The organism is Oceanobacillus sp. B139/18 (assembly GCF_055524595.1).
In genome coordinates, this window is sequence record NZ_JBVFXI010000005.1 from 1 (window position 1) to 22,590 (window position 22,590).

Annotated in this window: 21 protein-coding genes; 1 reads left to right on the forward strand and 20 read right to left on the reverse strand. The window is 42.1% G+C overall.

The genetic code is table 11. The features are described from left to right. On the forward strand, positions 1-267 hold a 267-nt coding region (locus tag ACZSMY_RS14955; RefSeq protein ID WP_465147940.1), incomplete at its 5' end, for a hypothetical protein. 15 nt (positions 268-282) lie between these two features. Here ACZSMY_RS14955 and ACZSMY_RS14960 read toward each other — a convergent pair. From ACZSMY_RS14960 to atpA, 20 genes are all read right to left on the reverse strand, one after another. Next, complete coding sequence (locus tag ACZSMY_RS14960) at positions 283-870, reverse strand: TetR/AcrR family transcriptional regulator (protein WP_256705209.1); 588 nt, start codon at positions 868-870, stop codon at positions 283-285. Positions 871-1,080: 210 nt separating this feature from the next. Then, positions 1,081-1,410 carry a sporulation transcriptional regulator SpoIIID gene (gene spoIIID, locus ACZSMY_RS14965; RefSeq protein ID WP_256705210.1) on the reverse strand — a complete coding sequence of 110 codons (330 nt, stop codon included), beginning with the start codon at positions 1,408-1,410 and terminating at the stop codon, positions 1,081-1,083. A 501-nt stretch (positions 1,411-1,911) separates the two neighbouring features. Continuing rightward, positions 1,912-2,778, reverse strand: coding sequence for a M23 family metallopeptidase (locus ACZSMY_RS14970; protein WP_042529539.1), 867 nt, complete (start codon positions 2,776-2,778; stop codon positions 1,912-1,914). Positions 2,779-3,050: 272 nt separating this feature from the next. Next, positions 3,051-4,271, reverse strand: coding sequence for a stage II sporulation protein D (spoIID, locus tag ACZSMY_RS14975; RefSeq protein ID WP_368901281.1), 1,221 nt, complete (start codon positions 4,269-4,271; stop codon positions 3,051-3,053). A gap of 572 nt (positions 4,272-4,843) precedes the next feature. After that, positions 4,844-5,875 carry an ABC transporter ATP-binding protein gene (locus ACZSMY_RS14980; protein ID WP_256705212.1) on the reverse strand — a complete coding sequence of 344 codons (1,032 nt, stop codon included), beginning with the start codon at positions 5,873-5,875 and terminating at the stop codon, positions 4,844-4,846. A 4-nt stretch (positions 5,876-5,879) separates the two neighbouring features. After that, positions 5,880-6,815 carry a C40 family peptidase gene (locus ACZSMY_RS14985; protein ID WP_465147941.1) on the reverse strand — a complete coding sequence of 312 codons (936 nt, stop codon included), beginning with the start codon at positions 6,813-6,815 and terminating at the stop codon, positions 5,880-5,882. Position 6,816: 1 nt separating this feature from the next. Beyond that, positions 6,817-7,938, reverse strand: coding sequence for a dipeptide epimerase (locus ACZSMY_RS14990; RefSeq protein WP_368901280.1), 1,122 nt, complete (start codon positions 7,936-7,938; stop codon positions 6,817-6,819). Positions 7,939-7,977: 39 nt separating this feature from the next. After that, positions 7,978-8,892, reverse strand: a complete 915-nt coding sequence (locus ACZSMY_RS14995) for an LD-carboxypeptidase (RefSeq protein WP_368901279.1) — start codon at positions 8,890-8,892, stop codon at positions 7,978-7,980. Between the two features lie 165 nt (positions 8,893-9,057). Next, positions 9,058-10,749, reverse strand: a complete 1,692-nt coding sequence (locus tag ACZSMY_RS15000; protein ID WP_289585504.1) for a peptide ABC transporter substrate-binding protein — start codon at positions 10,747-10,749, stop codon at positions 9,058-9,060. Positions 10,750-10,764: 15 nt separating this feature from the next. Beyond that, positions 10,765-11,769 carry an ABC transporter ATP-binding protein gene (locus ACZSMY_RS15005; RefSeq protein ID WP_465147942.1) on the reverse strand — a complete coding sequence of 335 codons (1,005 nt, stop codon included), beginning with the start codon at positions 11,767-11,769 and terminating at the stop codon, positions 10,765-10,767. A 9-nt stretch (positions 11,770-11,778) separates the two neighbouring features. Beyond that, positions 11,779-12,735, reverse strand: a complete 957-nt coding sequence (locus tag ACZSMY_RS15010) for an ABC transporter permease (protein WP_042529522.1) — start codon at positions 12,733-12,735, stop codon at positions 11,779-11,781. Continuing rightward, on the reverse strand, positions 12,732-13,670 hold the full coding sequence (locus ACZSMY_RS15015; RefSeq protein ID WP_042529520.1) for an ABC transporter permease: 939 nt from the start codon (positions 13,668-13,670) through the stop codon (positions 12,732-12,734). The genes ACZSMY_RS15010 and ACZSMY_RS15015 overlap by 4 nt, the downstream gene beginning before the upstream one ends. A gap of 160 nt (positions 13,671-13,830) precedes the next feature. Further along, the gene (locus tag ACZSMY_RS15020) at positions 13,831-14,655 is read right to left on the reverse strand and encodes a M55 family metallopeptidase (RefSeq protein ID WP_042529518.1); all 825 of its coding nucleotides are present in this window, start codon (positions 14,653-14,655) and stop codon (positions 13,831-13,833) included. A 628-nt stretch (positions 14,656-15,283) separates the two neighbouring features. Continuing rightward, positions 15,284-16,615 (reverse strand): UDP-N-acetylglucosamine 1-carboxyvinyltransferase, encoded by a 1,332-nt coding sequence (murA, locus tag ACZSMY_RS15025; RefSeq protein ID WP_042529516.1) that lies wholly within the window; start codon positions 16,613-16,615, stop codon positions 15,284-15,286. A gap of 36 nt (positions 16,616-16,651) precedes the next feature. After that, the gene (locus ACZSMY_RS15030; protein WP_289585507.1) at positions 16,652-17,449 is read right to left on the reverse strand and encodes a YwmB family TATA-box binding protein; all 798 of its coding nucleotides are present in this window, start codon (positions 17,447-17,449) and stop codon (positions 16,652-16,654) included. Between the two features lie 48 nt (positions 17,450-17,497). Beyond that, the gene (locus tag ACZSMY_RS15035) at positions 17,498-17,749 is read right to left on the reverse strand and encodes a DUF1146 family protein (RefSeq protein WP_256705219.1); all 252 of its coding nucleotides are present in this window, start codon (positions 17,747-17,749) and stop codon (positions 17,498-17,500) included. A 467-nt stretch (positions 17,750-18,216) separates the two neighbouring features. Then, positions 18,217-18,615, reverse strand: a complete 399-nt coding sequence (locus ACZSMY_RS15040; RefSeq protein WP_042529512.1) for a F0F1 ATP synthase subunit epsilon — start codon at positions 18,613-18,615, stop codon at positions 18,217-18,219. Positions 18,616-18,697: 82 nt separating this feature from the next. After that, complete coding sequence (gene atpD / locus ACZSMY_RS15045) at positions 18,698-20,095, reverse strand: F0F1 ATP synthase subunit beta (RefSeq protein ID WP_042529510.1); 1,398 nt, start codon at positions 20,093-20,095, stop codon at positions 18,698-18,700. Positions 20,096-20,128: 33 nt separating this feature from the next. After that, complete coding sequence (atpG, locus tag ACZSMY_RS15050; protein WP_042535684.1) at positions 20,129-20,989, reverse strand: ATP synthase F1 subunit gamma; 861 nt, start codon at positions 20,987-20,989, stop codon at positions 20,129-20,131. 80 nt (positions 20,990-21,069) lie between these two features. Further along, positions 21,070-22,581: a F0F1 ATP synthase subunit alpha gene (gene atpA / locus ACZSMY_RS15055; protein WP_042529508.1), complete on the reverse strand. Its 1,512-nt coding sequence runs from the start codon at positions 22,579-22,581 to the stop codon at positions 21,070-21,072. Positions 22,582-22,590: the final 9 nt, after the last annotated feature.

Sequence of the window (22,590 nt, forward strand, 5' to 3'; positions counted from 1 at the left end):
TCAAGTCCAAAAAGGCCGGATATTTCACCAAAATGCAAGCATGGTAATGAAGAACATGTTCATCTTGGAATAGCAAGAAATATTTGCTTATTCTTAGGTGCGAAAGTTGAGTTAATAACTTATTTTTTAGAAAACTCGGTATATACTTCGCTTGATATTTCATCATTCATGCCTCTGACAGCATTGAGACCTGCGATTACTCGGTCTATTAAAACCGTTGTTGCAATTACTCGTCCTCTCAAAAAGCATTGCGGCTCCTTGCACTAATTAAAATAACGCTGTTTACATGTATTTAAAATGCAATTCCTCTAATAATGATTGCATCAACTGACTTGCCAGCATAATCTGCTCCTCAAAATCAGCCCCGTCGTATAATTTAATCCCCCAAAAGACGCCGTTACCTATCAAAACGAACTGCTTAATAATTCTGTCAATTTCATCAGCCTGCATCTTCGGATAACTATCTCTTAGTATCGAATCTAAGGATGCGACAAGCCATTCATTATATCGCTTCATATGGTCATACAAATACTGCGAGATTCCCGGTATTGGAGAAGTTACCAATGAAATATAAGCATCCGTTCCTTCCATATCTCCTTTATGGTGGTCTGCAATCCCTTCAAACATGGCAGAAAAAATCTTCTGAACAGGCTCCTCCCGCTTCTCATTCAAAATACTTTTCATTTTATCAAAATGGTTATCCAAAAATTGCTTGAATGCCACGATAAACAAATCTTCTTTATTTTTGTAGAAAAAATAAATAGATGCCGGTTTAATACCAACTTCATTGGCTATTTTCCTCATTGTTGCGCCATGATACCCATTTAAAGCATATTGTTTCAGTGCTGCATCAATTAACTTTTTTTGCAATTCCTCACCACCTAACGATTGTTAGATTATTATATTACCTAACGTTCGTTCAGTCAATAAGTTATTTGATAATTTAATTTAAATAAAATCTTCTCCTAATTTGCATTAATAGGAATCATCCTTGATCTATTCGTGATTCTCCTTTGTACAAAGAAATGGCAACAAAAAACAATCCAACTTTTTGCTAAAAATTGGATTGTCTCTATTTTCCTAGCTTCCTTGTGCTTTTGGCCTGCTGGAGGAAGATAGGAATGTTTGTGTGATTTTTGTTTCAGATAACGGCCCTTCCGTTGGCGGTGTTTTATACTTCTTTCTTGTTGCTTCTCCCCCGCGCAAATGTCGGATTGCTTTATGATACTCTAAGATTTCTTTTACTTCCAATGCTAATTTGGGATTGATTTCCGGCAGGCGCTCTGTCAAGTCCTTATGGACCGTACTTTTGGATACGCCAAATTCTTTTGCAATGGTGCGGACTGTTTTTCTCGTTTCTACAACATGCCTCCCTATTTTAATTGTCCTTTCTTTGATGTAATCATGCACACCGTTCGCCCCCCTAAGTTGTAATTCCGAGGTGTCGTTTGGACAGGGTGTATGTTTTGGGATAGGACTTATAAAAGGATGTTCAAAAAATCCACTGAAAATGACACATCGAATTTCTACGTTAGCTTGCTTTTCCGCTAACGTTGCGTTTTTAGCCGACTCGGTCCTTTTCATTGCACTTTTTTGAACACATACTATAATAAGCGGTTGACTATTTTTATGTAGTCATTGGTATATAAAAAAAGGGTTCCACTTTAGATGAAGGATACTTCTAAATCACATGTCTTTTCACCTCAGACAGTTCGATTGCATGGTTTGTAATATCATCATATTAAAAAAAACGTTCCTTTATGCTTAAGATTTGTACAAATAATTTCCGGGACAAGATGTATTTTCAAAAGTTCGTTCCTGTATTGCTTTAAAGGATGTTCAAAAAAGCCAATAAAAAACCGGCAATGAAGGATTCATCACCGGTTTTTTTGGTTTCCCAAGCATTTTTTATTATTCTTCTGAATTGTCCAATTCTACATCAATTTCTTCATCTGCTTCTTCGTCTTCATCACTTGGTACTTCTTCTTGCTCTGCTTCTTCTGCGTCTTCTGTATCTTCTTCAGGCTCTGTTACATCTTCTCCTGAAGTCGGTTCATCACTTACTGCTTCATCCTCTTCCGCACTCTCTTCTACGACAATGCTGGATGCCGGCTGTTCAAAGTAGCTTTCAGGATTCACTTCTTTGCCGTCTTTACGGATTTCAAAATGCACGTGTGTTCCGTTGTCTTTACCAAACAAGTTTTTTCCAGCTGTTCCCAGCTTGTCTCCTTGTTCAACCTTATCGCTGACAGTGACAGCTACATCTTCAAGACTAGCATAATACGTTTTTAAATCTTCACTATGAGATAAAACAACCACGTTGCCTAGTAATGGGTCTTCCTTCACTTCTTCTACTGTTCCACTGATAGAAGCCAAAACATCAAATGATTCTGCATCTGCTGCTGCGATATCTACTCCTGTACTTTGATAGTAACGATTGTTGTAAAGTACAAGTGCATTTTCTCTGTCTTCTTGTTCTGCGTTGTAGTCAAAAAATTTAGTTACGATTTCTGCTTCATCTGTGTTTTCAAGCGGCATTCCTACCAATTCCTGCTGGTCAACTACCGGAACGGAATCTTCTTCATTCATTACTGGAAGATATTCTTCCTCTCCATTTCTTTGATCAGCCGGTTCTGAAACATCAGATCCTGCATTTTGATACCAAACGACTGCTGCTAATAAAACAGCTGCGATACTTAAATACATTGCTGGGAAAAACCATTTCTTGCGGAAAATTTGGCTCCATTTATTTTTTGGGCCTTTGAATTCCTCTTTCATTTTCATCACCTCTGCAACCATTGTGAGCAGAAAAAGAGAATTATATACATGGCTATGAAAAAATTTTTTTGATTTTCATAATAAGTAGTTTATGCAGAGGTTTTCATAGATAGGTTATTTCCCTTTTATCCTGGTTTAAGATAGAAGGAAAAGCTTCATCGCAGCAGCTTCAAAAGCATCTGATTCTCAAACCATATGAAGCAGTTTTTTGCACATGAATAGAAAAGACATTGATAGGCTTACCCTATTTTTTTGATAAAAAATCCCCCGTCTCAGTTAGAAACGAGGGTTGGTGCTATTTCACCTATCTGGCTGATTTCAACATCTGTGTAATAGTGATGAATGATTTCTTCATAGTTTTTACCTTCTGCCGCCATGCCATTTGCTCCGTATTGACTCATGCCGACACCATGCCCATAGCCTTGTGTTGTAAAGATCAAATGGCTGTCACTCTGTTCAATGGTAAAGTCACTGGATCTTAAGCCCAATTTATCGCGGAAATCCGGGCCAGTAAATGCGTTTCCGGCTACGGTTATTTCATCTACTCTGCCGCTGTCTGTATGGCTGATTTCCATCGGAATGGCCTTATCATCCTGAAGCGGGATTTCTAAAGCTTCGGATACCTCTGCGACAGTCAGCGTCGTCTGCTGGGTGAATTCTGGTGACGCTTCATCCCAAGGACTCTCTACACTGCGCAGATAGGCAACCTCGCCTTCCCAATAATCCTCTGAATTTTCCGTGTATCCATTGCTGGTGGAGAAGAAGGAAGCCGTAATCGGTGCACTATTGTAAGTAATAATCTGCCCTTCTGTCTCTTTCACCGCTTGATTTATTTTGTTCATTTTTTCATGATATTCTGCTCCCCACTGTTCTTGCAGCTCTTGTTCACTTTTATATACTTGATGCTGTGTCGAATCGGTCAGGTCATAGCTGTCGTTTTTCTCGCCATTTAATAAAAAGTTAACTGTAAATGTTCTTGCAGCAATCGCCTGTGCTTTTAATGCCTCCAGTTCAAACTCTGCCGGCATCTCCGAAGAAACCACACCAGCGACATATTGCTCTACCGGAACATTTTCCACTTCTTCATTACTCACGCGCATGACAGAAACATTGAATGGAGAAGCCCCGACTTCTACTGCTTCGTCGCTGGATGCTGTCTCTTCTGGAGGATTTTCTGGCTCATTCTCTTCATCTGGCTTTGCTTCCTCCTTATTGTCGACCGTCTCTGAGCCTGCGCTAATTTGATTCTCTGTCTTAGACATTTGCACAACTACTGTCGGGACAGCAAGAATAAAAATTATCATAACCATAAAAACCGTGATGACTATCTGCTTCCAAGGAGACGGGCGCTGAGGCTTATAATGCACTGATTTCCGATTAGAAAAAGGTACGATTTTCTGCATTGGCTGGTTCGATATCCTGTTTTTCTGCTTCAATTGCTTCATTTTCTTATGAATTGCTGTGTTTTTCCGTTTATATTTTTTGTTATACACGTTCCTCCTCCTTTTCTTAAGACTGATAAGCTGTTTATATCTATCATGCCTACTATTAAATCTATACATTTTGCCGGCAAAATAGACCTTTTCTTAAGAAAAAATGTGAGAAGTACGTTATGCAAATGGAAAATTAAAAAGGAAGCTTTATTCAGCGGGGAGATTTTGCGTCCCTGCGGAATAAGGGTTAAAAACTTGGTGCGTGACATTCTCGGACCGCGATTACCAATGTTGTCAAGTTAAAACGCCGCTGCGACGGGTTTTGGCGGGGTGAGTAATCGCAACCCCAGAAAAACACTACGCTAGATAGGTTTTATTACTATCTGTATCAAAATTAATAAAATTCACTAATCTAAAAGCATTGCTTCCATTACGCGTCCCATCGAAAACCATTGCAATCAGGCGTTCCGCCAAAAACATTTATGGTATCGTCTATATTAAAACATCGTATCCAACAAGAAATTTGGACAGGCTTCCATTATCTCACTTATCAAAAAATTTCGCTTTTATGATATACACACAAAAAACCATAGAAGGGCTCTATTGTTTAAGAGTTTCCATGGTTTCTCCTGCTATGATTGGATTTCTTCTTCGACAATTTCTTTTGTCCGCTGCGGTCCTGTTGTCAGGCTGTCTTGATAATTTTTATCATAGAGGTGACAGGCTACACGATGCCCGGGATCTATCTCTTGCCATACCGGCTTCACGTCCTTGCATATCTCCATTGCCATGGGGCATCTTGTTCGAAATACACAGCCAGAGGGCGGGTTGATAGGGCTTGGCAATTCGCCTTCTAAAATAATCCGCTCTCTCTTTTCTTCTATATCCGGATCAGGGATTGGGATAGCTGATAGCAGGGCTTTGGTATAAGGATGCAATGGATTTTCGTAGAGTGCCTCTCCGCTTGTTTCCTCTACTAAATTCCCTAGATACATCACGCCGATCCGGTCTGAAAATTGCTTTACCATCGATAGGTCATGGGCAATAAATAAGAACGTCAGCCCTTTTTCCCGCTGCAGCCGCTTCATCAGATTCACGACCTGTGCCTGCACGGAAACGTCCAATGCAGAGATAGGTTCATCCGCTATAATGAAGTCCGGATTCAATGCGAGCGCCCTTGCAATGCCGATTCGCTGGCGCTGTCCGCCGCTGAACTCATGTGGATAGCGGTTCACATGATCCCGGCTGAGCCCTACCTCTTCCAACAGTTCATATATCCGGTTCATCAGGTCTTTTTTCTTCTTAAAAACCCCATGTACCTCCAGCGGCTCAGAGATAATTTCCCTAATGGTAGACCGGGGATTCAGCGAAGCATAGGGGTCCTGAAAAATCATCTGCATCTTACGGTAGAGAGCGAATTGTTCCTTTTCCGTCAACCCATGGACATTTTCATAATTAAACCAGACATCCCCGCTTGTTTTTTCATATAATCCTAGAATCGTGCGGCCGATGGTAGATTTTCCGCAGCCGGATTCGCCAACCAGCCCATACGTTTCCCCTTTAAAAATATGAAAAGATACATCATTAACAGCTTTTAAAATATCTGACCTCCCGACATCAAAGTATTTCACTAGATTTTTTACTTCCAGGATTTTATCTTCCATCTCCTCACCTCCAGTATCTTCTTGCTGCGCAGAGCTCCTTTTCATACTCGGTCCCTTTTAAAGGCGTGATTTCCACCCCTTTTCCGGTTTGCGGGGAATGCAGCATTTCTCCATTTCCTTTATAGATGCCGACATGATGGATGGCTCCTTTCCCTTCCTGATAGGCAAAGAAAAGCAAATCTCCCGGCTTGATGGCATCGATTGCAATTTCTTCTCCTGCCCTCGCCTGGTCTCCCGCATCCCTGGCAATCCAGTAACCATTTGCTTTATGTGCAGCATAGGCCAGACCGGAACAATCATAGCCGAAGGAGCTCATCCCGCCCCAGAAGTAATCCAATCCGATAAAGGGAAGAGCTGCAGTGACAATATCTGCTCCGCTGCCCTGTTTTATCCCGTCCTCTTTTGCCACGGTGACTGTTTTTTCTTTGGCGATCTGCTGCTTTCCGGATGGTGTTTGTACATAAACATGTGCTTCCCTCTCCCCTAAATAAGGCAGTATCGTTAAATAACTCAGCTGGATGCGAGTGTCTTTCGCCGGGTCTTCCAGCCAGGCATTGTCTGTCGTCACCACAATATATTTATCCTGAAGCCATGCTTCTTTATCCACGCTTGTCAATTGCCGGAGAGGGATATATCCAGGATAGCCTCTGGAATCTTTTTTGGACGGCTGGAATGGAGCAATCACATGCGCCCAGTCTCCCTCTTCTTCTAAAACGATAACAGGCTCGCCATATAGCGTTTGCGATTGTACGCGATTTTCATTACATAGTGCCAAGCTTTCCTCATAGGTTAAGGAATTGACCCATTTTAATATATCTGTAGGATGGGAGGTTCCATCTTTATCCTCTGCTCTGGCTGCCTGCGGATTGGTCCAAATTGTTGCAGCCTGTACATTTGTTACATGGAATGTTTCCGGAAGCTCCTTCAACAACTGCTGCATTCTACCAGCTCCCTTCCCTTTTGATTGTTTGCAGATAAGCTTTCTTCACTGATTTTATCCCGAGTCCGGATTGATTTGAAAACGTAATTTGATTTCCCTTTCCCTGATACTGGATACCGCCTTCCAAAATATCATCGGACAGCATCAGCGGCGCATCAAAATCAAAGCGGGTCACTGCCGGATGACTGGCTGCAAAATGAGCTGCTGCGGTAATGCCCAGCTTGGTCTCTATCATGCTTCCGACCATACATGAGACACCAAAATCCTGAGCCAGGTTCGCGATTTTTATAGCCTGATGGATTCCGCCGGACTTCATCAATTTAATATTGATTAAATCTGCCGCCCCCATTTCCAGCACACGGCGTGCATCCTGTGTGGAAAATACCGCTTCGTCAGCCATAATCGGTGTTGTGGTACGTTCGGTAATATATTTGAGCGCCTGCACATCATGTGCCGGCACAGGCTGCTCTACCAATTCCAAATTTAATCCCAGCTCTTCCATTTGTGTAATAGCTTTCACAGCCTCTTTCGCCGTCCAGCCCTGGTTGGCATCTAACCGGATCAGCACATCCTCTCCTGCAGCTTTCCTGATAGCAGCTACCCGTTCTATGTCTTTTTCTGCCGGGTCCTTGCCTACTTTCACCTTTAAAATCCGAAACCCATTCCCTTTATATAACTTTGCATCCTGCTCCATCTGTTCCGTCTCGTTCACGCTGACCGTATAATCATTTTCAATCTGCGAACGATAGCCTCCCAGGTATTGATATAAAGGCTGTTCGGCTGCTTGAGCAAGACAATCATACAATGCCATATCCACTGCAGCTTTGGCGCTTGTATTGCCTGTGATTGCTTTCTCTAAACGGGCAAATACAGCTGCATAAGAACATAACGATGCATCGATTATAACCGGACGGAGCACTTTATCCATTGCATAATGGATGCTCGCCAGGCTTTCCCCTGTAATAACATGTGTCGGCGGGGCTTCTCCCCAGCCAGTGATGCCATTATCGCAGGTTATTTTCACAACTATACTTTCCGCAATGGTTACTGTGCGCAACGCTGTTTTAAATGGGGTATGCAATGGAATCGAGCTATGATAAAGTTCCAAATCAACAATCTTCATGCTAAACAGCCCTTTCTATGTGGGTAATTCTCTCTTTCATTAACGGACTCCCGGCGACAGCTGAAGTGTTTTCGTTCTGCTGGATAACGTTGCTTTTGCCCCCAAAGGAATAGAGAAATGCGGAAAACAGTGGCCAATTCGGAAACCGGCAACAACCGGCTTGGTATAATTTCTAAAATAATGCTTCCATACTTCCTCCATCCTCAGACTGGGCTGGACTTTCGGTTCAGCTTCCGCAAAGTCGCCAATAATGATACCGGCAGCATCCTTTAGTTTCCCAGCCAGACGAAGCTGGTTCATCATCCCGTCAACTCGATACGGCTCCTCTCCAATATCCTCGATGAACAGCAACTTATCCTTTGTTACAATTTCATAGGGCGTTCCGATTGTCTGCACCAGGAGAGAAAGATTTCCACCGACAATGCTGCCCGTGGCTTCTCCTTCTCGATAGACAGTCAGCGGAGAAATGCTTTCCGAATAAATGAGATTGGTCGGCCCGAACAACTGTCTAAACAGCTGACTGGAAAGCGTATCGAAGTCTTTTTTCACCATATCCGATGCCGGCATCGGGCCATGGAACGTAATCAGGCCTGTTGCTTGCCGGATAGCTGTATGTAAAAATGTAATATCGCTGTATCCCCAGATAATTTTGGGATTTTTTTTGATTAATTCCATATCTAATTTATCAATGAAACGCCCCGTACCGTATCCGCCTCTGGCAAAAATGATCGCTTTGATGTTCCGGTCGGCAACCATCTGATGAAAATCTGCTAACCGATGGGTATCCTTTCCTGCTAAATAGCCATATTGATCATAGACATGCTGTCCAAGCTTTATCTTTAAACCCATATTTTCAAAAAAGGAGAAGGATTGCTCCAGTTTTTCTTTTTTTACAGGACCGGCCGGCGCAATCATTCCGATGGTGTCCCCAGTTTTCAAACGATAAGAAAGCATCTATATATCCTCCTTTTTTGGCAGTTAAGAAAGTATAAACTTTCTTACTGCATAAGTGTAACTAAGGTTGTCACCTAAGGGCTTAGTGACAACCAAGTTTTCTAAAAACAGAGACAGGCTCATATATGAATGAGCCTATCCTGTTTACCGCAGTTCCCCTGTACCTTACTCCGTCTTATCTGCGTATTTCAAATCAAAGTATCCTACCGGGTGGCGAAGGATTCCCTCCACGCCATCTGCTTCCAGAACAACCACGTTATAGTAGCGGATTGGCATGGCAATCATTTCTTCAGCCAGCATTCTTTCTGCTTCGTATAGATATTCATAGCGCTGCTCTTCATCTGTTTCGCTTTTACCTTTTTGAATCAGCTCGTCATATTCTTCACTTTCAAACCCGGTACGGTTCATATAAGAATCTGAGACAAAGCTTTCTAAGAAGTTGACTGGATCAGCATAATCATTGATAAATGAGCTTCTTGAGAATTGCAGTTCCAGATTTTGCTGCGCTTCTGCAAACACATTCCATTCCTGGTTCTCCAGTGTGACCTCCACGCCTAAGTTTTCACTCAACATATTTTGCATGGATTCTGCAATCGCTTGAATAGTGTCGCTGGTATTAAAGGATAGTACAATCGGCGGCAGCTCATCATAGCCTTCTTCCTTCATTCCTTCTGCGAGCAGCTCTTGGGCACGTTCCGGATCAAATGCTACTAAATCGCCGTTTTCTTCACGGAAATCGTTTCCATCCGGTGCGGTAAAGCCAGGTGATACAAAACCGTATGCAGGCTCTACCCCTTGTTTAACGACGTATTCCGCAATATCATCGCGGTTAATAGCGTATGAAAACGCTTGCCTGATTTTCTTATTTTGGAACGGTTCTTCTGTCAGGTTAAAACGAAAGAATTCCAGTCCGCCATATTCCCCGATAAATACATTATCTCCATCTATCAATTCATCAGATAGCTCTGGAGGCACGCTCGCTGTATCCAGCTCGCCTGTCTGGAACATTTGGTATTGTGTATTTGAATCGTTAACCATGGAAAAATGAACATAATCCAGGTTAACAGCATCTGCATCCCAATATTCTGGATTCTTTGCAAAAATCATTTCGCTATCATGATCCCATGAATCTAACATGTATGGACCATTTGCTACAAACGTATCTGCTTCAGCATGCCAGTCTGGCGTTTCTTCAGCAACCTGATGGTTGATTGGGAAAAATGCCGGGTTGGTAAGCAAATCCAGGAAGAATCCAGTCGGCTGAATTAAAACAACTTCCAATGTCTTATCATCAATGGCTGTGACATTGACATCATCGGCCGAACCTTCCCCGCTGTTGTATTCTTCTCCGCCTTCAATGTAGTAAGCTAAAAATGCGGCAGCAGAAGCTGTATCAGGATCCAGCATATGCTTCCAGGCAAAGACAAAATCTTCTGCAACCACAGGGTCTCCATTAGACCAATTGGCATCCTCCCGCAAATGGAATGTATACGTCAATCCATCCTCAGAAATATCCCAGCTCTCTGCCACCCCTTCTGCTGCTTCTGAATTCTCATCCAGACGTGTCAACCCTTCCATCAGATTATTCAAAGGATCCCAAGATACCTGATCAAAGCCAATGGATGGATCGAGGGAGGTCGGCTCTTGACCGTTGTTGATATATAATGTCTTTCCATCCAGATCCGGCGTTTCTTCTGCAGCAGCATCCTCTCCGCCCTCCTCGCCATCCGCTTCTTCTGCTGTATCCGTGTCCGCATCATCCGGCTCTTCTCCTGCATCCTCGCCCGCTGTACATGCAGCAAGAACAAATGCTGTAAAAAGTACCAGGAGTACCCATAAAAGCTTCTTTCTACTCATTGTTTTGCCCCCTTTTTAAGTTTGTAAGACATTTGCAGCTAACAGCCGCTTGGCCCGCTCATCTTGCAGCCAGCAATCCACATAATGTGTATCGCTGATTTTTTCTGGAGCGGGGTAAACTTTATCACACACCTCCATCGCAAATGGACATCGCGCTGTAAAAGGACATCCCTTTGGAGGTGAGAATAAATCAGGTGGTGTACCAGCAATCGGCTTTAATTCTTCCTTGGCATCTAATCTGGGAACAGAATGGAGCAGCCCTTGTGTGTATGGATGCTTCGATTCGTAGAATATTTCCCGTTTGCTGCCGGATTCAATAATTTTCCCAGCATACATCACAACAATGCGGTCTGCTATCTTTGCGACCACGCCCAGGTCATGCGTAATCAAAATAATCGATACCCCAGTCCGCTCCTGGATGGTTGCAAACAATTCCAAAATCTGTGCTTGAATGGTCACATCCAGTGCAGTCGTCGGCTCATCCGCTATCAGCAAATCCGGATCACAGATTAGAGCAATTGCAATCACAATCCGCTGACGCATTCCCCCGCTAAACTGATGCGGATATTGTTTTAAACGTTCCTCCGGGTTAGGAATTCCGACCAGGTTCATCATTTCAACCGCTTTTGCCTTCGCTTGTGTCCCCGATATTTTCTTATGTTCCTTTAACCCCTCCATCAGCTGTGTGCCAATGGTTAAGGTTGGATTAAGTGCTGTCATTGGATCTTGAAAAATCATTGAAATATCTACTCCGCGGATGGACCGCATTTTCTTCTCCGAATATGCTGCCAGATCCTGCCCTTTAAAAATAACGGAGCCTTTCGTGATTTTCCCCGGCGGATCCGAAATCAGCCGCATAATGGCATTGGAGGTAACACTTTTTCCACAGCCGGATTCCCCGACGATTGCTAAGGTTTCTCCTTTATCCAAGTGAAAATTGACGCCCCGGACAGCTTGGACTGTCCCTCCATACGTAGTAAAGGTCACATGCAAGTCGTTTACCTCGAGTATTCTTTCCAAGTTGCCCACCTACTTTCTTAATTTCGGATCAAGTGCATCCTGCAGACCGTCTCCCAAGACATTGAAGGCAAACATCGTAAAAGAGATAAAAAATGCCGGGAAGAACAAAGTCCACCAGTTTCCGGATAAAATCGCTCCTAATGAATCGTTTGCCATTACTCCCCAGCTGGCAAACGGGGCTTGAATCCCAAGACCGATAAAGCTTAAGAATGCTTCGGCAAATATTGCAGACGGCACGGTTAAGGTCATTTGAACAATAATGGGTCCCATCGTATTCGGAAGGAGGTTCTTCCGGATGATCCGCGATGTTTTCGTACCAAATGATTTCGAAGCGAGGACAAATTCATAGTTTTTAATTTGCAGCACCTGTCCCCGCACAATTCGGGCCATCCCTACCCAGCCGGTAATGGTCAATGCCAGAATAATCGTTCCAAGACTCGGCCCGAGTACAACTAAAAGTAAAATAACAACTAATAGATAAGGCAAGCCATATAACACTTCAATCATACGCATCATCACATTATCCGTACGGCCGCCCTTGTAACCGGAGATTCCTCCCCAGATAATCCCGATGGTGACGTCAATCAAGGCAGCTACCAGACCGACAAATAAGGAAATACGGGCGCCGTACCACGTCCGTGTAAACACATCTCTCCCTGCATTATCCGTGCCAAACCAATGCTCCATCGAAGGCGGCTGATACTGATTCGGAAGGTCTTGTCTGTTTACTTCATAAGGAGAAATAACCGGACCGAAAATAGCCATAATCGTCAGTAAGACGAGAAAGATCAGCCCAAGCATGGCCATCTTATTTTTCACCAGACGCCGCCAGGCATCCTGCCAATACGATAAGGATGGACGGGACACTTCCTCCATTTTTTCTTTATCCTTTTCTTTCCACGAAAACCATTCATCAGGGATAGCGGCCGGTGTCTCAAAATGCTCCATTTCTTTCTCTGGTTTCATCTTGATCTGCCCCCTTTCTGATGCATCTTGATTCGTGGATCAAGTATTCCATAGACAATGTCCACCAGGAAAAGCATAATAATCAAGAAAGCGCTGTAAAAAACAGTGGTCCCCATAATTACCGGGTAATCACGCTGGTTAATGCTTTCCACAAAATATCTTCCCATTCCCGGTATCGCAAAAATCTGTTCAATCACAAAGGTTCCTGTCAAGATCCCTGCAAAGAGGGTTCCCATAATCGTCACAACTGGCATTAACGCGTTCCGGAGCGCATGCTTGAAAATGACCTTCCAAGGCGACAGTCCTTTTGCCTTTGCCATTTTAATATAATCCTGTGTCAGCACCTCCAGCATTGTAGAGCGTGTCAAACGGGCAATAATTGCCATTGGTCCTGTCGCAAGCGCAAGGATAGGAAGCACCATGTGAGCGGGGCTTCTCCAGGTGGCTGCCGGAAATATTTCCAAATTTACCGCCAGCTGCTGAATAAGAATCGTAGCTAAAATAAAGTTTGGTATCGAGATGCCTAAAACAGCAATCCCCATAGTTAGATAATCAAGAAAGCCGTTATGCCGCAGCGCTGCAATTATTCCAATCAATACGCCGGAAACGACTGCCAGGGCAATCGTGATGATTCCCAGTTCAAAGGAAATGGGAAAACCCCGTGATAAAAGGTCATTTACTGTCTGATTAGGCTGCTTGATAGAAGGTCCGAATTCAAAGGTGACAATGGATTTAATGTAAAGCAAATATTGTATGTAGTAAGGCTGATCTAAATTATAATGCGCCTCCAGGTTAGCCTGTACCGTTGCATTTGATGACTGATCTGTGTTAAAAGGAGATCCTGGTATATTTACCATTAATACAAAAGTAAGGGTAATGATCACCCATAGTGTAACAATCATAATAAGTAAACGCTTAAAAATGTATTTCAGCATACCTTTCACCTCACTATCATATCTTTTTATAAAAAAACATTCCGTATATAAAGAAAAGAAAAACGAACCTGTTAATTAAAAAGAATAAATCAGCTTGTTACTAATGATAAATATGTTTGTTTCTTGTATTCATTACACTTTAAGAGGTGGTTTAGAAGCTTTAGGAAAATGTTGTCTGCATGGCCAGTTCCGTCATAACCAGCATCGCTTGATAGGCTTCCTTCATATCTTTTGCCTGGAAGCGCACTTTGGTTGTGCCGGGAATCCATAGCGTGCCGGGCATTAAATTGGCCCATTCTGCCTGTCCGCTGTTATTAAATTCGATCGTCAGCTCTGGATTTTCTGGAGGAATCAATGGGGATACAAGCTTGCGGTTATCCAGAGCGAGCTTTACTTTTTCTTTAAGCAACAGACCTGCTTTTTTAGGTGTTAAACTTTTTACGGAGGATCTCGAGATTGTTTCCTTTACAACAGCAGTGGTGACATGCGGGATTAATTTCTCTGCTTCTGCCGCTGCCTGGTCATCTCCTGCTACAAATAAAACAGGTACACCAAAGTATCCGGCAAGATATGCATTCATTCCCATCTCCCCGATACAATGATCATTCAGATAAAAGTTACGGATAGCGTGTATCATTGAGTGTGACATCACCCCGCGCTGCCCTGCTCTTGCATGATAACCTACAAAGAAAACACCGCTATAGCTGTCATTTAATCCTTGCATCATTGAAAAGGGCTTGACCTCTCCCGTTATTAATAAGGCATCCGGATGAATCTCATCAATAAGTAAATTGTTCATCTTGGAATGGCTGTCGTTCACTAATACTTCTTCTGCTCCTTCATCAAAGGCAGCTTGAATCACGTAATTTGCTTCATCCGTCATTATTTTGCGGGCTCTTTCATAATTATGTTTCCGCCAATCCACAAAGCTGGCGTCGGGAAGTCCTGTTATTCCTTCCATATCCACAGAGATATACATTTTCATTTTCATCACCCAATCGAAATATTAGTAATTTTCTCAAATATAGCATGTTTCATGAAAAGTGAGAAGAGAAATATTGTAAAAAAATGAATTATCACTCATTTCATTTTCTAACATTTTATTTCGAAAAACGAATAGACTGCTGATTTAACGTAACTTGTTACTAACCATATCTATTTAATAAGATTTGAAAAAATAATTCTTTGTACCTATATGCTTTAAAATGAAGGTTTTACCTTCTAGCTACCGCTACAGAAAAACACTACGCCTTCCGTGGGCTTGAGCTCAGCCTCCTCAAAAAAAAGAAGTTCGCTTTTTTCTGCGGGGTCTTCCCTCCGCGCTTTCCCACAACGGACAGGACGTCCTAATGTCGGTCGTTGGCACAGGACGTGACCGTTCTTAGTCGACCAGGAGTCTCCGTGTTTTTCTTCCGCTAGATAGTTTTTTACTACTTTTCTGTAGCAAATGTACTGTAACAAATATAATATTCAATAAAATTAATTAACCTGATAACATTGCTGCGATTAGTCGTCCTATCAAAAACTGTCGCTTGTTATAGGGGTTAATTACAGAAAAATAAAAAAGACGCATCTCCATGAGATACATCTTTTTTGAAAGGATTGCGATAGTATTATTCCGTTACAAATTCACTTAATTCGACATTTTCTTCTACGCCTAATGGCTGTAATACGACACCATTTTCATCAACGCGTCTAATGTCTGCGCCAAGATTCGCTAATTTTCCTACGATATCAACATATCCGCGATCTAAGTGCTTCAGCTCTGTAACCCGTGTATAACCGTCACTTACAAGTCCTGCTAAAATAAGTGCTGCTGCTGCGCGTAAATCTGTCGCTGCCACTTCTGCACCCTGTAATTTAGAAAGACCTTCGATAATCACACTGCGGCCTTCAATTTTAATATTCGCATTCATACGGCGAAATTCTTCTACATGCATAAAACGGTTCTCAAATACGGTTTCAGTGATAACACTGGTTCCCTTCGCACATAACATCAATGCCATCATTTGTGATTGCATATCTGTCGGGAAACCTGGATGCGGCAATGTTTTTATATCTGTAGATTGCGTCGCATCAGAACCAATAACCCGTAATCCGCCGTCTTCATCAATCACTTGCACGTTCATCTCTTCCAATTTCGAAACCACTGAACTTAAATGTTCACGCACAGCATTTTCAATTAATATATTTCCTTTTGTAATTGCTGCTGCAACCATAAATGTTCCTGCTTCAATACGATCTGGAATCATGATATGCTCTGTTCCGTAAAGCTTTTCCACACCGTGGATACGGATGGTTTCAGTACCAGCTCCAACGATTCTTGCGCCCATTTTATTTAAGTAGTTAGCTAAGTCAACGATTTCAGGTTCTTTCGCTGCGTTTTCAATCACTGTTTTTCCATCTGCTAATGCAGCGGCCATCATGATATTTTCTGTAGCACCAACACTTGGCATATCTAAATAAATTTTCGCGCCATGCAGGCGGCCATTTGATTTAGCTTCTACAAAACCATTACCAACGTGAATCTCTGCTCCCATAGCTTCAAAACCTTTTAAATGTAAGTCAATTGGACGTGATCCAATTGCACATCCTCCAGGCATAGCTACCTTTGCGTGTCCATAGCGGGCTAATAATGGTCCCAGCACAAGCACGGATGCACGCATTTTTCTTACATATTCAAACGGGGCTTCTGTCTCCAGCTTAGCAGAAGCATCAATCATTACTGTTTTTTCTGTTGAATCAAATTCCACATTGGCATTTAAGTTGCGAAGCACTTCATTAATTGTGTATACGTCTGCTAATACTGGTACTTCTTTAATAATACTTTTTCCTTCACTAGCTATTAAGCTAGCAGCAAGTACAGGCAGGACTGCGTTTTTAGCACCTTCAACACGCACAGTGCCTTCTAACTTTCGTCCGCCACCAACGATGATTTTTTCCATGTCATAAATCCCCTTCAGAATCTAATTTCCCTATTATTAATATTCATTGATTAGGATAGGTGTTCCTATCATAAAACTCTTTTCCCCTTGACGATCTGCAACAGTGGTAATTTGCACATTTTTTGGGTCATTTTCCATGAAATAAAACTGCTCCCATGTTTTTGTATACCCGTATGTACTTTTTTCAATCCTAGAATTTTCTATATTGTCATTTTTAGTCGAAATATGCTCTATATTAAAATATGTCGCTGCTTCATTTAAAATTACATCGTGATTCATTATATCACTATCTTGTATAGATAGACAAGTATATAGTTGTGTCTCTTTTGTTAAATAATTCTTTTGTACAGCTCTTTTCTCTTTTTGATACTTTTGGCTTATTTGGTTATTCCAATCAGTCCCATGCATAACAACAATTACCTCTGCCAGCTCTTCCTTATCCACAGGAAGAATCACATTATATATTACGTAAAAGGGGTCCTCTTTGTGACGACTCTCAAAAGTATACTTTATCCGGTTTTCATCCTTATCCTCCTGTAGCGTATACGTTGCTTCCAGCTGCTGAACAAGATGTTGTGCCTCTTCTGCTGCCATCTGTTCCTTCATCGTTACCTCCCAAAAGTCGATATTCCAATCGTTCGACATCGCAAATGCACCTAAGTCCTGCATTTCATCCTCCTGATAAGGCTGGCTGAAGGCCTGGTTAACAAAAAAGCAAATAAGCAGCAAAAAACAAATAGCCTGTTTGTTTCGCTGACCTCGATTTTGGAATGCCTGAAGGGGGCTTGCTTGGGTAAAAGGGAAATTAGAATGAAAAAGAATTTTATGAAACATAAAAAAACCTCCTATCAAATCTATTAATCTCAGTTTTGACAGAAGTTTTTATATCAATACATATATGGAAGAAAAAAGATATATTAAATCACCAGACCATTGTAATATATCAAGAAAGAACCTGCTTACACCTGTTCCAATCATAATCGTAATAAACAGAAGAAACACTCTTGCTTCTGCTGATCTTCCTTTTTTAAATATCGTTTCAATCCGGATGGCAGTAACTACTTTCCAAGTCAGATAAATAAACATGATATGGGAGAAGATACTGAGCAAAGCTAATTGTCCTGCTGAAAACATAACAAACTCCTTTCTTTATACGCTGAAATATTATTTTTTAAATGATTGTCGGATTTATACCTGCCGCTATAATGGTTATGACGGTGGTCAGTAACCGCACCCCACTAAAAACGTTCGCTGATTACTCTTTTCAATCACCATCTCGGCATTATTATAAGAAAACAAAATTCTAATTTCTTACTTTCATTTATATATACCATTCCACTTTTATTTTTTGTCTTATATTGTGGAATAATATTTTCAATGCATCATTTCCCGGGAAATTATAACATATTTCGTTTTATTTCCTTGGTAAGAAGTACTTTTGATATCGATAACAGCCAATATGAATTATTTATTATTCAACTGTTTGCTCCCTTCTTAAAACAAAATTTTATTCAGAGGGAGTCCTGCAGTCAGTTACACTGCGATAAAATAAACTCCCTATCCATCATTTGGGCAGGGAGTTTATTTATTTAAAACTTATATTATGAATTTGCGATTTCCAGACGATTAATTGCCCGTTTTAATGCAAGTTCAGCACGATATCTATCTACTGTATCGCTTTTATCCTGAAGACGTTTCTCTGCACGTTCTTTTGCTTGCTTTGCACGCAAAACGTCGATATGATCAGCAGTTTCCGCAGACTGTGCCAGGATAGTTACTTTATCAGGCTGTACTTCCATAAAGCCTCCGCTGATTGTAACCTGCTTCGTATCACCTGATTTCTTCAAGCGGACAATACTAATCTGCAGTGGCGAGACAAGCGGAATATGCTTTGGCAGGATTCCAATTTCACCAGTTTCCGCTTTACAGACAACCATATCAAAGCTATCTTCCAGAATCGGACCTTCAGGAGTGACGACACTTACTTCTAATGTACTCAATGTTTACCCCTCCTACAGCTGGCCTCGAAGCCATAAGGATGATACATTGGTCTTTCATTTATGAATCATCCTCTGCTGTCTATTATTCCGAAGCTTTTGCTTTTTCAACTACTTCTTCGATACGTCCAACAAGACGGAAGGCATCCTCTGGAAGGTCATCGTACTTTCCTTCAAGAATTTCTTTGAAGCCTTGAACCGTTTCTTTTACCGGAACGTACGAGCCAGGCTGCCCAGTGAACTGCTCAGCAACGTGGAAGTTTTGCGATAAGAAGAATTGAATACGGCGTGCGCGGGAAACTACCAGCTTGTCCTCATCACTTAACTCGTCCATACCAAGAATTGCAATAATATCCTGCAATTCACGGTATTTTTGAAGTGTTTGCTGTACTTCTACCGCAACACGATAATGCTCCTCGCCAACCACTTCCGGGTCAAGTGCACGAGAAGTTGATGCTAATGGATCCACGGCAGGATAGATACCTTGCTCAGAAAGCTTACGATCTAAGTTTGTCGTTGCGTCCAAGTGAGCGAAAGTAGTTGCCGGCGCTGGATCAGTATAGTCATCGGCCGGTACATAAATTGCTTGAATTGATGTTACAGAACCTTTATCCGTTGAAGTGATACGCTCCTGTAATCGTCCCATTTCTGTAGCAAGTGTCGGCTGGTAACCTACGGCTGAAGGCATACGTCCAAGAAGTGCGGATACCTCCATACCTGCTTGGGTAAAACGGAAGATATTATCAATAAACAATAATACGTCCTGACCTTGTTCATCACGGAAATATTCAGCCATCGTAAGACCTGTCAATGCCACACGCATACGGGCACCAGGCGGCTCGTTCATCTGACCAAATACCATCGCTGTTTTTGCAATAACTCCAGAGTCGCTCATTTCATAGTAAAGGTCATTTCCTTCACGGGTACGTTCTCCAACACCCGCAAATACAGAAATACCGCCATGCTCTTGAGCAATGTTATTGATTAATTCTTGAATTAATACGGTTTTACCTACACCGGCTCCGCCAAACAGACCGATCTTACCACCCTTGATATATGGGGCAAGCAAGTCTACAACTTTAATACCTGTTTCCAAGATCTCTGTTTCTGTAGAAAGATTCTCAAAATCCGGTGCTTCCCGGTGAATTGGATCTAAGCGGGTGCCTGCTGGAAGCGGCTCATCTAAATCAATTTTTTCACCTAAAATATTAAATACTCGTCCTAATGTAACATCTCCAACAGGGACAGAAATCGGTCGACCTAAATCTTCTACTTCTGCTCCGCGCTGGAAACCATCTGTTGAGGACATTGCAATTGTACGAACACTATGATCACCAAGGTGAAGGGCTACTTCAAGCGTTAAATCTTCACCTGACTGTTTACTGCGTACTACTAATGCATTGTTTATAGCTGGGAGCTGACCATCTTCAAAACGTACGTCAACGACCGGTCCCATCAGCTGTGTTACGCGTCCTTTCGTCATCTGTTCCCCTCCTAACTTAACTTACCTGCGTGCCTATTCAAGCGCTGCTACACCGCCGACGATTTCGGTAATCTCTTGGGTAATCGCTGCTTGACGTGCACGGTTATATGAAAGTTCTAAATCACCAATCAATTCATTTGCATTATCTGTTGCACTGCGCATTGCTGTCATACTTGCAGCATGCTCACTTGCTTTTCCGTCAAGTAATGCGCCAAAAATCAAGCTCTCTGCATATTGAGGTAAAAGTACTTCCAGAATCTCCTCCTGATTCGGATCAAATTCATAATCAGAGGCAGAAGCGCTTTGTTCTTCTATATTTTCAATCGGCAGAAGCTGTTTATTTGTGACTACTTGAGAAATCGCACTTACATAATGATTATAAATAATATGAAGTTCATCAATTTCCTCATCAGCATACATTTGCACAGCTTCAGAAGCAAGGTCTTTCACATCTGCAAATGAAGGATGGTCTGACATTCCTAATATACTCTGGGCAACTGGAAGTCCGCGTTTACGGCAAAAGTCATATCCTTTTCTCCCAATCACAATAAGGGTATATTCATCTTTTGAGGAATGATTCTGTTCAATTTTATTTATAAGGTTTTTTAAAATATGACTATTATACGCTCCAACTAAACCACGGTCAGAAGTGATGATCAGATAGCCTGTTTTCTTCACTTCCCGCTTCGTAAGCATCGGATGCTGTAAGTCTGTATTGGAATTTGCAATACTGCTAACTACTTCCTGCAGCTTCTCTGCGTATGGAACAAATCCGCGGGCATTTTGTTCTGCCTTAGACATTTTAGATGCCGATACAAGCTCCATTGCCCCTGTGATTTGTTTTGTTTTCTTCGTTGAGTCAATTCTTCCTTTTAAATCTCTCAGTGATGCCAAGCTTTTCACCACACTTTCCTATAAGGAATGCGGACCGAAGTTATTCGCTATTCGGTCCTTTTACTTTTATCGCAGACATCTTATTGATTAGATGGCAAGAATGTATTTTTGAAGCTTTCAATTGCTCCGCTGAATTCTTTATCATCTGGAAGAGCACCAGTTTCGCGAATTGTTGTGAAAATATCATTTTGGTTATGCTCGATCCAAATATTCATTTCTTCTTCAAAACGCTGAATATCTTCCACAGGAATATCATCTAAGAAACCTCTTGTTAAGGCATAGATAATCGCAACCTGTTTTTCAACGCCCATTGGTTTATGAAGACCCTGCTTCAATACTTCCACTGTACGTTGACCGCGGTTAAGTTTCGCTTGTGTTGCTTTGTCAAGATCAGAACCGAATTGCGAGAATGCTTCCAGCTCACGGAATGATGCCAGGTCAAGACGAAGCGTACCAGCAACTTTTTTCATCGCTTTGATTTGTGCGGATCCACCTACACGGGATACAGATAAACCAGGGTTAATCGCCGGACGTACCCCTGAGAAGAATAAGTCGGATTGTAAGAAAATCTGACCATCTGTAATCGAGATAACGTTGGTAGGGATATACGCAGAGATATCTCCTGCTTGTGTTTCAACAAAAGGTAGTGCTGTTAACGAACCGCCGCCTTTTGCGTCACTTAGTTTAGCTGCACGTTCTAATAAGCGTGAATGCAGATAGAATACATCCCCCGGGAATGCTTCACGGCCTGGCGGACGACGAAGTAACAGAGAAAGTTCACGGTAAGCAACTGCCTGTTTTGATAAATCATCATAAACAACAAGCACGTGTTTGCCGTTATACATGAACTCTTCACCCATCGCTACACCAGCATATGGTGATAAGTATAATAATGGAGCCGGGTCAGATGCACCTGCAGATACAACGATTGTGTAATCTAATGCACCATGTTTACGGAATGTTTCTACTGTCGAACGGACAGTGGATTCTTTTTGACCGATGGCAACATAGATACAAATCATATCCTGATCTGCCTGGTTCAAAATTGTATCTACTGCTACCGTTGTTTTACCAGTCTGACGGTCACCGATGATCAACTCACGCTGTCCGCGTCCGATTGGTACAAGCGCGTCAATCGCTTTTATACCTGTTTGTAATGGCTCATCAACGGATTTACGATCCATTACACCTGGTGCCTGTGCTTCGATTGGACGCATTTTTGACGTTTCGATTGCGCCTTGTCCATCGATTGGCTGACCTAACGGGTTCACCACGCGGCCTAAAAGTTCCTCTCCAGCCGGTACTTGCATGATACGGCCTGTACGACGAACTTCGTCACCTTCTTTGATTTCCTCGTAAGGTCCAAGAATAACGATACCTACATTGCTTTCCTCTAAGTTCTGAGCCAGGCCCATTACTCCATTAGAGAATTCAAGCAGCTCTCCAGCCATTGCATTATCAAGTCCGTGTGCACGTGCAATCCCGTCCCCGATTTCAATAACTGTTCCTACATCAGTAACTTCTATGTCTGAATCAAAATTTTCAATTTGCTTTTTTATCAGCGTACTGATTTCTTCAGCATTAATGCTCATACCATTTCA